This is a genomic window from Mycobacterium kyorinense, assembly GCF_001672775.1.
In the GTDB taxonomy this organism is placed as follows: Bacteria; Actinomycetota; Actinomycetes; order Mycobacteriales; family Mycobacteriaceae; genus Mycobacterium; species Mycobacterium kyorinense_A.
The window spans coordinates 1-14,117 of the sequence record NZ_LZKJ01000172.1 but is presented as its reverse complement, the minus strand read 5'-3'; the positions used below and the strand labels follow the sequence as shown (position 1 = coordinate 14,117).

At 67.1% G+C, this 14,117-nt stretch carries 14 protein-coding genes, 1 tRNA gene and 3 pseudogenes; 10 read left to right on the top strand and 8 right to left on the bottom strand.

Annotated features, from left to right (window positions below; all coding sequences use genetic code 11):
• Positions 1 to 1,313: adenylate/guanylate cyclase domain-containing protein (locus A5707_RS18985; protein WP_232000765.1), on the bottom strand; the 1,313-nt coding region annotated here is incomplete at its 3' end.
• A gap of 75 nt (positions 1,314 to 1,388) precedes the next feature.
• Here A5707_RS18985 and A5707_RS18980 point away from each other — a divergent pair.
• A complete protein-coding gene (locus A5707_RS18980; RefSeq protein WP_065015992.1) occupies positions 1,389 to 2,594 on the top strand; it encodes a DNA polymerase III subunit delta' in 1,206 nt (401 codons plus the stop codon).
• Between the two features lie 58 nt (positions 2,595 to 2,652).
• Positions 2,653 to 2,725, top strand: a tRNA-Thr gene (locus A5707_RS18975).
• Between the two features lie 75 nt (positions 2,726 to 2,800).
• Here the strand turns inward: A5707_RS18975 and A5707_RS18970 are convergent.
• The gene (locus tag A5707_RS18970; protein ID WP_065015991.1) at positions 2,801 to 4,624 is read right to left on the bottom strand and encodes a hypothetical protein; all 1,824 of its coding nucleotides are present in this window, start codon (positions 4,622 to 4,624) and stop codon (positions 2,801 to 2,803) included.
• Here A5707_RS18970 and A5707_RS18965 point away from each other — a divergent pair.
• The gene (locus tag A5707_RS18965; RefSeq protein WP_065015990.1) at positions 4,590 to 5,534 is read left to right on the top strand and encodes an NAD-dependent epimerase/dehydratase family protein; all 945 of its coding nucleotides are present in this window, start codon (positions 4,590 to 4,592) and stop codon (positions 5,532 to 5,534) included. The genes A5707_RS18970 and A5707_RS18965 overlap by 35 nt on opposite strands.
• Here A5707_RS18965 and A5707_RS18960 read toward each other — a convergent pair.
• From A5707_RS18960 to A5707_RS18950, 3 genes are read right to left on the bottom strand one after another with little or no spacing between them, the layout of a single operon-like run.
• Positions 5,531 to 5,872, bottom strand: a complete 342-nt coding sequence (locus A5707_RS18960) for a DUF2304 domain-containing protein (RefSeq protein WP_065015989.1) — start codon at positions 5,870 to 5,872, stop codon at positions 5,531 to 5,533. The genes A5707_RS18965 and A5707_RS18960 overlap by 4 nt on opposite strands.
• Positions 5,869 to 6,555 (bottom strand): glycosyltransferase family 2 protein, encoded by a 687-nt coding sequence (locus A5707_RS18955; protein ID WP_065015988.1) that lies wholly within the window; start codon positions 6,553 to 6,555, stop codon positions 5,869 to 5,871. Before A5707_RS18955 ends, A5707_RS18960 begins: the two co-directional genes overlap by 4 nt.
• A 24-nt stretch (positions 6,556 to 6,579) precedes the next feature.
• Entirely contained in the window at positions 6,580 to 7,839 is a 1,260-nt protein-coding gene (locus tag A5707_RS18950; protein WP_065015987.1) for a hypothetical protein, read from the bottom strand.
• A gap of 204 nt (positions 7,840 to 8,043) precedes the next feature.
• Here A5707_RS18950 and A5707_RS18945 point away from each other — a divergent pair, with 204 nt between their 5' ends.
• Together A5707_RS18945 and A5707_RS18940 are read left to right on the top strand one after the other, a co-directional pair.
• On the top strand, positions 8,044 to 9,027 hold the full coding sequence (locus A5707_RS18945; RefSeq protein WP_065015986.1) for a TerC family protein: 984 nt from the start codon (positions 8,044 to 8,046) through the stop codon (positions 9,025 to 9,027).
• A 37-nt stretch (positions 9,028 to 9,064) separates the two neighbouring features.
• Positions 9,065 to 10,222, top strand: a complete 1,158-nt coding sequence (locus A5707_RS18940; RefSeq protein WP_065015985.1) for an alpha-hydroxy-acid oxidizing protein — start codon at positions 9,065 to 9,067, stop codon at positions 10,220 to 10,222.
• A 3-nt stretch (positions 10,223 to 10,225) separates the two neighbouring features.
• On the opposite strand, the gene A5707_RS18935 is transcribed toward A5707_RS18940, so the two are convergent.
• Both A5707_RS18935 and A5707_RS18930 read right to left on the bottom strand, forming a co-directional pair.
• Positions 10,226 to 11,014, bottom strand: a complete 789-nt coding sequence (locus A5707_RS18935) for a hypothetical protein (protein WP_065015984.1) — start codon at positions 11,012 to 11,014, stop codon at positions 10,226 to 10,228.
• Positions 11,011 to 11,442 carry a hypothetical protein gene (locus A5707_RS18930; protein WP_065015983.1) on the bottom strand — a complete coding sequence of 144 codons (432 nt, stop codon included), beginning with the start codon at positions 11,440 to 11,442 and terminating at the stop codon, positions 11,011 to 11,013. Before A5707_RS18930 ends, A5707_RS18935 begins: the two co-directional genes overlap by 4 nt.
• On the opposite strand from A5707_RS18930, the gene A5707_RS18925 reads away from it, so the two are divergent.
• The 3 genes and pseudogenes from A5707_RS18925 to A5707_RS23495 all read left to right on the top strand — a co-directional run.
• Positions 11,441 to 12,094 (top strand): hypothetical protein, encoded by a 654-nt coding sequence (locus A5707_RS18925; RefSeq protein ID WP_232000764.1) that lies wholly within the window; start codon positions 11,441 to 11,443, stop codon positions 12,092 to 12,094. The genes A5707_RS18930 and A5707_RS18925 overlap by 2 nt on opposite strands.
• 5 nt (positions 12,095 to 12,099) lie before the next feature.
• A complete protein-coding gene (locus A5707_RS18920) occupies positions 12,100 to 12,408 on the top strand; it encodes a PE family protein (RefSeq protein ID WP_065015982.1) in 309 nt (102 codons plus the stop codon).
• A 2-nt stretch (positions 12,409 to 12,410) separates the two neighbouring features.
• Positions 12,411 to 12,752: pseudogene (locus tag A5707_RS23495) on the top strand (PPE family protein); the annotation flags it as partial.
• A 69-nt stretch (positions 12,753 to 12,821) separates the two neighbouring features.
• Here A5707_RS23495 and A5707_RS23975 read toward each other — a convergent pair.
• Positions 12,822 to 12,968 (bottom strand): annotated as a pseudogene (locus A5707_RS23975) (PPE domain-containing protein); the annotation flags it as partial.
• A 54-nt stretch (positions 12,969 to 13,022) separates the two neighbouring features.
• Between A5707_RS23975 and A5707_RS24870 the strand changes: the two are divergent.
• Both A5707_RS24870 and esxG read left to right on the top strand, forming a co-directional pair.
• A complete protein-coding gene (locus tag A5707_RS24870) occupies positions 13,023 to 14,000 on the top strand; it encodes a hypothetical protein (protein ID WP_331713163.1) in 978 nt (325 codons plus the stop codon).
• Positions 14,001 to 14,041: 41 nt separating this feature from the next.
• Positions 14,042 to 14,117, top strand: a pseudogene (esxG, locus tag A5707_RS23970) (type VII secretion system protein EsxG); the annotation flags it as partial.

Below are 14,117 nucleotides of genomic sequence, written 5' to 3'. Positions count from 1 at the left end.
AAAGTGCCCAGCACCGGCAGGAGTTCGTCGTGCAGCTCCCGCGCGGCCGCCAGCGCGCCACCCGACGAGTCCGGGTGTTCGATGGGCGCGCCGAAGATCGCCAGCGCGGCGTCGCCCTGGAACTTGTTGACGAAACCGCCGTGCCGACCGACGGTGTCGACCACCACCCGGAAGAACTCGTTGAGCAGGCTAACCACCTCGGCGGGCGGCCGCGTTGCCGCGAGCTGAGTCGAGCCGACCATGTCCACGAACAACACTGCGACATCGCGCTCCTGGCCACCTAATTCGGTGCCGCGCTCCAGGGCTCGGCGGGCCACGTCTTCGCCCACGTAGCGGCCGAACAGGTCACGCAGCCGTTGCCGTTCAGCCAGGTCGCGCACCATGTCGTTGAAGCCGGCCTGCAGCAGGCCCAGCTCGCTGGCGTCGTAGATCTGCATGTGCGCGTTGTAGTTACCGCGCTGCACCTCGCCGAGGGCCCAGCGCAGCTGACGCAGTGGGTCGGCGATCGACATGGCCACCAGCAGCGTGCCGAACAACCCGATTCCCAGCGCCGCCAAGGCCAGCAACAGAATCGGGTTGAACAGCTTCTCCGGCGGGGCGTGCAGAAACGACGCCTTGTCGGCCACCACGGCCAGCACGATCGCCAGTAGCGGCACCGCGGTGGACAGGGTCCAGGCCAGCATCTGTCGCCCGATGACACCGGATGCCCGGATGTTTTCCGGCAGCCCGCCGCGCAGTGCGGCGACCGCCACCGGTCGCAGTACCCGCTCGGACTGCAGGTAGCCGATGATCGCGGTGGCCGCGGCGCCCAGCGCCACGGCGACACCCACCACCGGCGCCAGGTGACTGGTCTCTCGCCAGCTGGCGATGATGAAGACCGTTCCGCCGATCGACCAGTAGCCCAGGGTGATCAGCGTGCGGTAGAACGGCATCCGCAGCGCCCGGCTGCGGGCCACCTCGGTGGCTGCGGGGTCGGTGTCGGTGAGCAGGCCGTCGCGGCGCTGCCAGCGGAACACCGGCACCAACAGCCGGAAGCTCAGCATTGACCCGCAGCCGAATAACACCACCAGCGCCGCCGCGAACGACGCCAGGTTGACCCCCGGCAGGTCCTGCAGTTGGATGCGGTCTTCGGGCGGCAATCCGTAGCGCAGGAAGCCGAACACGAGCAAGGCGCCGATGATGTCGGCCTGCAGCACGCTCAGCAGAAACACCGGCCACGGCGTGCGCACCACCCACTGGAGGAATCCACTGATCCGCCCAGGCAGTGCGGTCGCGGTGCTCACCAGCCCACCGTATCGGTCGGCGGGGACCAAAAAATAGCGGAAAACGCCGGTGCGCGGCTGCCGGGAACATCGCCGTGTCAGCGCTGGCCACTACTGTTGCCGGTGATGTCCGGGGTATTTGCGCGGCTGGTGGGCCAGGAGTCGGTGGAAGCGGAGCTGGTGGCTGCCGCGCAAGCCGCCCGCGGTGATTCGGCTCACAGCGCCGCTTTCGAGGGCGCGATGACACACGCCTGGCTGGTCACCGGTCCACCCGGCTCGGGTCGTTCGGTCGCGGCGTTGTGCTTTGCGGCGGCGTTGCAGTGCACCTCTGCGGAGTTGCCCGGCTGCGGTCAGTGCCGCGCCTGCACGACGACGATGGCGGGCACCCACGCCGATGTGCGCCGGGTCATTCCCGAAGGGTTGTCCATCGGGGTGGACGACATGCGGGCCATCGTGCAGGTTGCTTCCCGGCGGCCCAGTACCGGGCGCTGGCAGATCGTGTTGATCGAGGACGCTGACCGGCTCACCGAAGGCGCGGCCAACGCCCTGCTCAAGGTCGTCGAGGAACCGCCGCCGTCGACGGTGTTCGTGTTGTGCGCGCCGTCGGTGGACCCCGAGGACATCGCGGTCACGCTGCGGTCGCGCTGCCGGCATATTGCGCTGGTGACTCCGTCGGCGGCTGCGATCGCCCAGGTGCTGGTCGACAGCGACGGGCTGGCGGCCGACACGGCGGCCTGGGCGGCGTCGGTCAGCGGTGGACATGTCGGTCGGGCGCGGCGGTTGGCGACCGACCCCGACGCGCGTGAGCGACGGCAGCGGGCGCTGAGTTTGGCCCGCGACGCGGCGACGCCGTCGCGGGCTTACGCCGCCGCCGAAGAGTTGGTGGCCGCGGCCGAAGCCGAAGCAAAGGTGCTCACCGCCGAACGCGACGAGGCCGAGACCGAAGAACTCCGCACCGCGCTGGGCGCCGGCGGCACCGGCAAGGGGACCGCGGGTGCGCTGCGCGGTGCGACCGGCGCGATCAAAGACCTTGAGCGACGGCAGAAGTCGCGGCAGACCCGGGCGTCGCGGGATGCGCTCGACCGGGCGTTGATCGACCTGGCGACCTACTTCCGCGATGCACTGGTGGTAGCCGTCGGGGCCGGCGGCGTGCGGGCCAACCATCCGGACATGGCCGAGCGGGTGAGCGCGATGGCCGCGCACGCCCCGTCCGAGCAGCTGCTGCGCTGCATCGAAGCGGTGCTGGAGTGCCGCGAAGCGCTGGCGATCAACGTCAAACCGAAATTCGCCGTCGATGCCATGGTCGCGACCATCGGCCAGGCCCTGCGCTGACTTGGGCAGGCCCGCCGGCCTGCCGTAGACTCATGCCGCCTCCCGTGCAGGGCAGCGTGCCACCTTAGCTCAGTCGGCAGAGCGGCTCACTCGTAATGAGCAGGTCAGGAGTTCGATTCTCCTAGGTGGCTCCCACTTTCCACGCCGAGCGTGCGTGTCCCCGGCCGACACGCCGCGGTAATCCTCGGGTTTGCGCACGCTCGCGATCAACCCGCTGGCACTACATAGCCCACCGGCCCAGCCGCGATGCACACCGCCAGCGCAGCGGTGTCGGCCCGCACCGTGATCGCGTTGCCGGCGCCGGGCAGCCGTACAAAGACGCGGTTGAGCCCCGGACGCACCGGAACCTTGACGCGCGACCCCTCCGACAACGACATCGTCATCGAGCCGTCGCTGTTGGCCAAGTAGTTGATCTCGGCGGTCCAGTCCGCCGGCAACAGCGGCCCGTCGAGCGGAAGCGTCACCGGGTTATCGGGCTGCACGAAGTACCCGCACTGCGGCGCCGGACCGACCGCGATCGTTCGGATCCAGGCCACCCGCGCGTCGACCATTCGGCCAGCACTATCCAACACCCGCAGTTGTGTTGTGGCCGTGGCAAATTCCGGCCGGTCCGACAGCAGCGCGAACATGTGGCTGGCCAGGTTTTCCGGCCAGGCCACCCGTTGCAGCACCAGCGGGTCGACTTCCTGGTCCAGCAGCGGTGCAGCCGACGACGCACGGGCAGCGGCCAAACCCCGGCGCGCGTTCTGCAGGTAGGGCTCTGCGGGGTTGTCGCGCCACGAGGTCAGAAACGTCGCGGTCGAATACCCGCTGCTGGCCACGAACAGCACGGCCAACCCCGTGGCCACCAGGGTGCGGGGCGTCGAGACGTCCAGCCACCGCGACGACGTGCGGTTGGGCGCGCAGAACCCGACCGCGCCCAGCAGCGCCAGCACGACGACCAGGTCGGGGAAATACCGCAAGGTCTGGGCCAACTCCAGCGCGGTGAACCGCGACGAGCGCATCAGATAGATCGGCACCTGGCAGGCCACGACGTATCCGGCCGCGGTCAGCCACACCGGCGCGATTCGGCGTTTGCAGATCAGCGTGACCGCCAGCGCCGCGGCCAGCACCAGCCAGCCCAATATCCGCACAGCCGGCGGCGGAACCGCCCACGGCGAGGCCGGCGCCCAGCGTGCCCAGGCCCACGGCCCGCCGGCCAGCCCCGGCACGATGCCGTGCGATACCGAGCGACGCAACAAGTCCCACGTCATCGCCAAATCGGTGCTCCACCGCTGCTGATCCACCACGACCAGGTAGACCGCGATCCAGGCGGCGGTCAGCGCCAACGACGCCGTCCACAGCCGAACACCGCCACGCCACGCCGTGGCCGCCGCGCGTCGATCACCCTGCACGTAGCACAGCAGCGCGGCGACTGCGAACGCGACGAACGGGATCACCGCGGCCTTTTCAAAGAACAGCAGGCCGCCGAGGTAAACCAGCGCACCGGAAACCGCGTAGCGCTGGTTGCCGGTGCGGACCAGCAGCACCGCGTCGCCGCATACCCAGGCCAGCGCGACCAGCATCGGCAAGGAATTCAGCGCGGCCGCCCACCAGGCAAAACCTGGCACACCCAGCGGCGTGAACAGCGCAAACGTCAACGGGACCAGCAGCACCGCCCGCCACCCCAGAATCACGTGCAGCGCCCGCAACAACGCCAGCGACGCCAGCAGCTGCAACACCACCAGGCTGATCGCAGGGCCGGTCCAGTTCAGCGGCGCCAGCCTGGTGATGGCGCCGGCCACCAGATAGGCGGCCGGCATGACGTGGCCGTCGTGGTCGTCGAACAGATACGACATCGAGAGCACGTTGTGGGTGCCGGCCCGGCCGGCCAGGATCAGGTCGTCCCAGTAGAAGTAGCCCCGAAACGCCACCACACCCCGTATCACCAGCTGCACCGCGACCAGCGCGACGGCGACCGCGGCGACCCGGGATGCCCGTCGGTATGGTGGGCCGGTGCACGCACTGGTCACCGGGGCAGCCGGATTCATCGGGTCGACGCTAGTCGACCGTTTGATCGCCGATCAGCACACGGTGGTGGGCCTGGACAACTTCGCCAGCGGCCGCGCGACCAACCTCGAGCATCTGGCCGACAATCCCGAATTCGTCTTCGTCGAGGCCGATATCGTCACCGCGGACCTGCACGCGATTCTCGAGGAGCACCGGCCGGAGGTGGTGTTTCACCTGGCCGCCCAAATCGACGTGCGGCACTCGGTGGCCGATCCGCAGCACGACACCGAAGTCAATGTCGTGGGCACGGTCCGACTGGCCGAGGCGGCGCGCTGCGCCGGGGTGCGCAAGGTCGTCCATACCTCGTCGGGCGGCTCCATCTACGGCATCCCGCCGACGTACCCGACCCCGGAGTCGGTACCGACCGACCCGGCGTCACCGTATGCCGCGGGCAAGGTGGCCGGAGAGATCTACCTGAATACGTTTCGCCATCTCTACGGCCTGGAGTGCTCGCATATCGCCCCGGCCAATGTCTATGGCCCACGCCAAGATCCGCACGGCGAGGCCGGCGTGGTGGCGATCTTCGCGCAGGCGCTGCTGGCGGGGAAGCCCACCAAGGTATTCGGCGACGGCACCAACACCCGTGATTATGTGTACGTCGACGACGTCGTGGAGGCATTCGTCAGAGCCGCCGGTCCCGCAGGAGGCGGGCAACGGTTCAACATCGGCACCAGCGTGGAAACCTCGGACCGCCAACTACATTCAGCGGTGGCGGCTGCCGTCGGCGCACCCGACGATCCGGAGTTTCATCCGCCTCGGCTGGGCGACCTCAAGCGTTCGTGCCTCGATATCGATTTGGCCGCCCGCGTTTTCGACTGGCGCCCGCAGGTGCACTTGAACGACGGCGTGCGCCGCACGGTGGAGTACTTCCGGAACCTGCACACCGGCTAACGCTTCTCGGGCAGTTGTGCGCTTTCCAGCGCGATGGCGCGAGCCAGTCGGGTGTAGCGCAGTTCGAGGTCCTTGAACCGCAGATATGCGCTCAGCGTCGCGAAAACGAACGCGATGATCAACCCGTACAGCATCAGATCGGCGCCGCGGGCCACCCCCAACCAGTGCGCCACCACCGTGGTGTCGTTGGGCCGCAGAATCGCGTAGCCGGCGGCGAACACGAAAAGCACGTAGCCCACCTTGACCCAGGCTCGCGACTGCGCGCTGCGCCGGGAGCGCAACAGATAGACCAGCAACGCAAAAATCGAAAAGATCAGCAGCATCTGGATCCAGTTCACCGCGGCATCCTTCCTCGCAGGAATCCGTCGAAGATGATGTTCACGCCGTTCAGCAGCGGCTGCCCCTTGGACTTGGAGTAGTCGGTGTAGAGCACCTCGACCGGCTCTTCGGTTACCCGCCAATGGTTTTCACTGATCAGCATGACGAACTCGGTGGCGTGGCTCATTCCGCTCATCGTGATGTCCAGGCCGTCGGCGACGGTCTTATTGAACACCCGAAGGCCGTTGTTGGTGTCGGTCAGGCCCAGACGACGGCCGCGGGGGCTGAGCCAGGCGGCGGTCCGTAGCACGATGCGCTTGAGCAACGGCGGCCTGCTGACGCCCGGCCCGAACCGCGTCCCGATCACCACGTCAACGTCGCCGCGGCCCAGCCTTTCGATCATCGCGACGACATCTTTGATGCGGTGCTGCCCGTCGCCGTCGAAAGTCACGAAGACCTGCGCGCCGGCCTGGCCGCGGGCGTATTCGACACCGGTCTGAATGGCCGCGCCCTGGCCCAGGTTGACCGGATGGCGTACCAAATGAGCGCCGGCCTGCAACGCCTTGTCGCCGGTGCCGTCGTGGCTGCCGTCGTCCACGCAGACGACGTGGTCGAAGACCGAGCGCACATCGGCAATCACCTCGCCGATCACGGTAGCTTCGTTGAAGGCGGGAACGACGATCCACACATCGGGATAACCCATTTCGAATCCACAAGCTACCGCAGATCAGCCGGCGGGACGCGCTAGCGCGGCCAGATGAACCCCGATGCCCACCAGCGGCCCGCACATCAGACCCACGATCGTGCGGGTCTCCAGCGGCAGTGGCAACAGCAGCAACAGCGTCGCGGCCAGCGTGGCGCCCACCCAACCCAGCGCGTACGCGCGATGCAGCGCCGCCGCGACGGTGGCGGCGCCGGTGAGCGTCAACAGGGCGATCGCCACCGCCGCGGCCGTCAACCACGCCAGTAGCGCGCTGCCGGCGTCGTAGTCCGACCCGAACGCCGCCCGCAGGATCCATGGGCCGACCAGACCCGCGGCCAGCACACCGATTGCGCCGATTCCACCGATCAGCAGCGCCGGCCCGATCAATGCCCGCAGCCGCTGGGTGCGCTCATCGACGAAATGCGCGATCAGGTTGCCCTGCATCGCGTTGAGCGGCACCAGCAGCGGCGCCCGGGTCAGCGTGACGGCCAGGATCACCACACCACCGGCAGCGCCCAGCTCGGCGGAGGTGGCCTTGAGTAACACCGGAAAACCCATCACCAGAATCGCGCTGGCGCCCGCTGCGGTGATCGAGTGGGCGGCACCGCGCAGAAATGTCGCAGCACCTCCGCGGGTCAACAGCCGGGCCGCGGCTCGGGTCGTGGGCGAAACAATCAGCATGATCAGCCACGCCACCGCCCCCGCGACGGTGGCCCACAAATACCCCACCAGACCCCAGCTGACCACGAAGGTGGCCACCGCGACCGCCACCCGAATCACCGCATCGGTGACCATCAGCGCCCCGTATTGGGTCCAGCGGTCAGCACCGGCGAGCGTGCCCAGCAGTGTGGCATGCAGGCAGAATCCGGCCAGCCCGACGCTGAGTAGCCCCACCGAAAGCCAGCGGGCGTCGGCGAACACCTGCGAACTCCACAGCGGTGAACTGCCCGCGATGGCCACCGCCGCCACCGCCCCGACCAGCCCGGCCACCCGGAGCGGATGGGTATCGGCGCCCCGCGGCATCGCGATGGGACCGGTATAGCGGGCTGAGCGCACCTCGCGAGTGGCTTCCTGCAGCAGACCATTGGCGGCACCGCTGACCAGCCCGAACGCGCCCCAGAACACGGCGAAGACCGAGAAGCCGGCCGGAGCCAAGTCGCGGGCCGCCAGATAGATCACCGCATATCCGCACAGGGCGGTCAGGGCAGTCGCGGCGCCGACCCGGGCAACGCTGCTGCGCGCGATTGGCCCGGTGGCCGCTGCGGTGCCGCCGACCTCGGTCACAACGACGACAGTCGTCGGGCACGGACCTCCGGTGAGAGCACGGTTCGAAAATACCTACGGCCGATCACGCTCTGGCCATCAGTTCGCAACCCTGAGCTGACAGACTGAAGCCAAAAGGAGTGTTCCTTGCCGCGGTATCACCACCACGTCGTCGACCAACCGACGGCCCGAGCCGCGGACCACTGCTGCTGACCGGAGTTCTCATTGCACGTCTCCGCACTTGAATGGACCGTCACCCTGGGTGTGACGATGGCGGTACTGCTGTTCGACGTGGTGGTGATCGCCCGCCGACCCCACGAGCCGACGACGCGCGAATGCGCGATCGCGCTGTCGTTCTATATCGGGCTGGCGGCCCTCTTCGGAGCTTGGGTGTGGTGGGCTCACGGCGGAGAACGTGGGCTGGAATTTTTTGCCGGATGGCTCACCGAATACAGCCTGTCCATCGACAATCTGTTTATTTTCATGGTCATCATGGCGAGCTTCAATGTGCCCAAGATGTACCAGCAAGAAGCACTGTTTGTCGGAATCGTGATCGCGCTGATCTTTCGCGGTGTCTTCATTGCGCTTGGCGCAGTTGCTATTCAACAGTTCTCGTGGGTGTTCTATCTGTTCGGCGCATTTCTGGTGTACACCGGTTTCAAGCTGGCTCGCGGTCTGGACAACGACGGTGATGCGGACAATGCCGTTGTTCGCTTTGCCCGCAGTCATTTACAGACCACCGACAGCTGGGATGGTCTCAAGCTCTATGTCAAAGACGGCTCGACGCGGTTGATGACGCCGATGTTTCTGGTGATCCTGGCGCTCGGTACCACCGACCTGATCTTCGCCGTCGACTCCATCCCTGCCATCTACGGGCTCACCCGTCAGCCCTATTTGGTGTTGGCCGCCAACATTTTTGCATTGATGGGCCTGCGCCAGTTGTACTTCCTGCTCGGTGGTCTGTTGGAACGGCTGGTCTACCTGTCGCGGGGTCTTTCGGTCATCCTGCTGTTCATCGGGGTGAAGCTGGTGTGGCATGCGTTGCGGAAAAACGAGGTGCCGTTCATCAACGGCGGTGAACACGTCAATCTGCCGGCGATCCCGGCCTTGGCCAGCCTGGCGGTGATCGTCTTCACGCTCGTCGTCACCGCGGCGGCCAGCCTCTACAAGACCCGCGTCGTCGGTGTAGCTGCCAATCCCAGCGGGTAGTCCAACCTTCGCCGCTATGCAGGAGGGTTGCGCAACCATGGGAAATTTCGGCGACTACCAGTACCAGTTCTACAAAGCCGGGGTTCTCAACAAGACCTCTCCGTTTCCATTCACCTTCGCCGAGTGGGAACACCGCGGCCGGGAGAACATGAACCCGCTGATTTACGGCTACGTCAAAGGCGGCGCAGGTGACGAGGAGACGCAGGACATCAACGTCACCGAGCTGCGCCGCTACGGGTTGACACCCAGGATGCTGCGGGATCGCAGCGACCGTGACATGTCGGTGGAGTTCCTCGGCCGCAAACTGCCGTCGCCGGTATTTCTGTGCCCGGTCGGCGTGCTCGGAAACATTCGGCCCGAAGGCGACCTGGACGCCGCCCGGGTATGTGCGGAGCTCGACCTTGTCGGGATGTATTCGACGCTGTCGTCGGCCACCATCGAAGAAGTCGCGGACGCTCGTGGCGGCTCCTTCGGCGCATTCCAGCTCTACCCGACCGCGGACGAGAAGTTGACCGAGAGCTTCGTCAAGCGCGCCGAGCGGGCCGGGTTCGATGCGATCACCGTCACCGTCGACTACGGCACCGTGGGCTGGCGGCCCCGCGACCTCGCCCACGGCTTCCTGCCGATGATGCGCGGCGACTGCATCGCGAACTACACGTCGGATCCGCGTTTCCGCGAACTGGCCGGGGTCACAAACGAAGCCGACCTCAATTCAGTGCATGCCGGCGCGGTGTGGATGGACGTGTTCGCCAACCCGGCATTCACCTGGGATGACATCACCTGGCTGCGGCAGATCACCGAACTGCCGCTCATCGTCAAGGGGATCTGCTTGCCCGACGACGCGGCGCGCGCCAAGAAGCTCGGCGTCGACGTCATCGCTTGCTCCAATCATGGTGGGCGCCAAGCCAATGGCGGCGTTCCCGCCATTTGTCACCTTGAGCAGGTCATCGAGGCCGTGGGCAACATGCCGGTGACGTTCGACTCGGGAATCCGCGACGGCGTCGACGTCCTGCGCGCCTGCGGGCTGGGTGCGGCGCTGGTCGGAATCGGCCGGCCGTATGCCTACGGCCTGGCGGTCGGCGGGCGCGACGGACTTCGCACCGTGGTGTCGCAGATCCTGGCCGAAGCCGATCTCACGATGGCGGTTGACTGCTACACCGATCTAACTCAGCTCGCCGTCGAGCGACTCGACTGATGCTCAGTACTGCTTGACGACGGCCCGCGGCGCGGTTCGCCACATCCGGTCGCCGTTGGACTGCTCACGCGGCGGCTCCAGCAGTAGCACGGCCCGGCCGTCGAGCAGCACCGGGCGCACCCAGTCGCCCAACTCGATGACCTCACCTGATTCGGGTTGGCGATGCATGCCGTCGCGGGCGAGGTCGATGGGTGCAAGCGATCGCACCGCGTCAATGGTGGCTTGGTGCGGCAACTCCTCGATTCCGGGCAAGGTGATGAACAACCCGTCGTTGCCGGAGAGGTGCAGACCAACTGCGGCCAGCGCGCCGAGCACTCCGTCGCGGGTGCCGCCGTGACCAGATAAGTGCACGCCGGTGGCAGCGGCGAGATCACGAGCCTGGCTGGGGCGCAACACTTCTCGTTTGGCTCGTCGCCCGAAGTCCACTAACTGCGATGCGGTGTCGGTCAGCTTGCCTGGAATGGCGACCGCCAGACCCGGGTCGGCGTCGGGTGGGCAGACCCGTTCCAGAAACCGTCCGGCGAGTTCGATGATGTCGGGTTGCACCGCGTCCGGATCGCCGTCCGGGCTGCGCCACGCCAGGCAGGCGCTGGAATTGTGCGACGTGTAAGGGATTCGGTCATCGACGAGGAGTTGGTGTCGGGTCGCGCCCGCCGGAGTGCCAAGCCCTGCCGATGCCAAATCGCGCAGCAGTGCCCGGGCTCGGCGACCTGTTCCCGGACTCCAGTCGTTGTCGGTGTCGTCGATGCCGACGAGTAGATCCACGCCGGCCAGCGCGGCGGCGGGCGTCACGGGTTGACCACCAAGTCGGTGACGTCGCGGACCCACCGGCTGCGATCGAGTTGGGCGCCGGTGAGCTTCAGCGTGCCGCGTTTGGTGACGTTGAGGATGATTTGTCCGGCGAGCTCGACGGCGCTCAGGGTCTGGGCCGGATCGCGCCCCTCGACCCGCACGCCGGTGATATCGGCGGCGCGGGCCGCCTGCAAGATCGACCGCACCGTCGGACCCGTCTGAGTCTGCGCGCCGTGTGACTGCGGCGTCGCGATCTCGACCTGCGGGAGGCCGTTCAATTGCGGAATCGTGAAGCGGGCGAGTATTCGGCTTTGTTCTTGGACGACGAGCGCATCTGCTCTTGTGGACCTGTCGCATGCGCCGATCCCGGTACTCAAGACCACCGCCGTCAGGGCCGCCGCGAACGTGCGAGCGGTGAAGGACCGCATGTCCTCACCCTATGAGGCGCAATATGGCGTATTCAAGGAGCGTATTCCGGGTAGTGTTCCGCATGTGCGGTTGTACGCGAGTGTCGGTTCGGCCTCTCGTGCGCTGACTGGCGTCGTAGGGCAGCCCGCTCACGGCCTCGCAGTGGCCCGAGAGGTCGCGTTTCCGCTGCTTGCTGTCGCCCTGATCGTCGCCTACTGCGACGTCCGGATTCCACTGGGACTGCCCGGGCACCGCGGACTGGTCTGGCTGACGTTGCTCGTCATGGTTGTTGTGGTGACCAGCAGGCGCGAGACGGTCATTGCGGTCGGGGCGGCGTCGACGTTGGCGACGTCAGCCATCGGCGCGGCGGCGGGGCCGTGCCACGGCGGGCAGTATGTTGCCGCCGCGGTGTTGTTGTACGCCGTAGCCGCTGTGGGCGCAGTGCGTCGACGGCGGTGGTTATTGGCGCTGAGTGCCGCCCCGATTCACCTGGTAGCGCTGGCGAGTTCGGTCGTCGCCCTGCTGGGCCGTGGGCAGCTGTTCACGTTCGCGTCGGTCGGAATGGCCGAGCGGGTGGCGTTTCATCTGACTTTTGGGCTGATCGCCGGCCTGCTGGCGTGGACCTTGGTGTGTGGCATGGAGAGGGCGGGCGGAATCCGTCGGAAGGAGTAGGTGTCGTGACGTTGCGAGTTGTTCCCGAGGGGCTGGCTGCGACAAGTGCTGCGGTTGAGGCGATCACCGCACAGTTGGCGGCTGCGCACGCGGGTGCTGGCCCGGTGGTCTCGATGGTGGTACCGCCGGCAGCTGACCCGGTGTCGCTGCAAGCCGCGGCGGTGTTCAGTGCGCAGGGCAGCCAGCACACCGCCGCGGCGGCCCAAGGCGTCGAGGTGTTGGGCCGTGCCGGGACGGGTGTGGGCCTAGCCGGCACTAACTACACCGTGGGTGACGCCGCGGCCGCCTCGACGTATCTCGGTGCGGGCAGCTGACGATGACCGCGCCGGTGTGGATGGCGTTTCCACCCGAGGTGCATTCGACGCTGCTGAGTAGCGGCCCCGGGCCGGGCCCACTACTGGCGGCGGCGGGCACGTGGACGGCGTTGAGCACCGAATACCAGGCTGCCGCAACCGAATTGACGGCGGTACTGACCGGTGCACAAGCGGTTTGGGAAGGCCCGACGGCCGAGCAGTACGTGGCCGCGCATATGCCATATTTGGCGTGGTTGGGCTTGGCGAGCACGCTGAGTGCCGAGACCGCCGCGCAGCACGAGACGGTTGCGGGCGCCTACACGGCGGCGTTGGCGGCGATGCCGACGCTACCGGAACTGGCCGCCAACCACGCCGCCGGCTCCTGCGCCGCTGCCTGCACCAGCACCGCTGCCTGCGCCCTTGGCGCCTTGGACCGCTTGGGTGGTGGCCTGATAGGTGCTCATCGTGGTGGCCGCCTGAGTCCACATCCGCGCGTAGTCGGCCTCGTTGAGCGCAATCGGAATCGTATTGATCCCAAAGAAATTCGTCGCTACCAAGACTTCGTGGATGGCGTGGTTGGCGGTGGCGGCGGCACCGGGTCGTTTCAACTGCCCACGCCTGACGAGATTTGGCAGATGCTCTTCGGCCCGGACGGGGAGCAAATCCCCGGCCAGGGTCAGCCGAACTGGACCCCACAGCAGTATTTGCAGAACATCGGCAATTTTTTCAACGGCAACCTGAAAGCTATTCAGTACCTTCTGGATCCGACGAATTGGACCAGACCGGATTTCATTAGTTATTTCATCGCGTGGCAGGTCTATCGGATCGTCAACTGGACGCTGCGCACGTTGCGGTTCCTGATTCAGGAACTGCCGCTGTTGGTGTCGGTGGGTATGAGCATGGCCATCACCAACTTGGGGTCGGTCGGAAGCTTGGTCGGGCTCGGGGCCCTGGCTGGCCTGGCGCAAGCCCCGGTATCCGCCGCCGCGCCGCTGCCGCAACCGGCCGCGTTGGCTCTCCCCTCGCCGGCGGCGGCGCCCGCGACCGCCGCCCCGTCCGCGGCGGTTCCGACGAGCTCGGTGGCGCCGACGACTCCGACGACATCGGCGCCAGCCGCGGCTACCGTTGCCGCGTCGCCTGCGGCTCCGCCCGTCCCGCCCATCCCTGTCACGGGTGCGGAGGGGTTCGGTTACATGGTGGGTCTGGCTGGTCTCAAGCGAGAAGCCACGCTGTCCAGCCGGTCTAAGGCCAAGGAGCCGACAGCGCAGGACGCCGCGGCTGGAACGGCCGCGACGGCGGTGCGCGGGCAGCAGGACCGGGCGCGCCGACGACGCGGGTCGGTCACCGACCGCGGGCACCGCTACGAATACCTGGACGCCGACGACGCCGACGACGTTGTCGCAGAGCCTGTCACACCGCTGACCGATCGGCCGGTGCCCTCGGATCGACGTAGCGGGCCACTCGGGTTCACCGGAACCTTGCCGAAGTCGGGTGCGAAGGCAGCAGGACTCGCCACGTTGGCAAGTGACGAGTTCGGCGGCGGTCCCAGTGTGCCGATGCTGCCGGAAAGCTGGTGCGAGGACCTCGGAGGGGAGACACCCTGGAACAACTAAGCGATGTGTGGGGTAATCGGTAGTCGGAGAAAGGAAAGACGATGAGTTTGTTGGATGCCCATATTCCGCAGTTGGTGGCGTCGCAGTCGGCGTTTGCGGCCAAGGCGGGGTTGATGC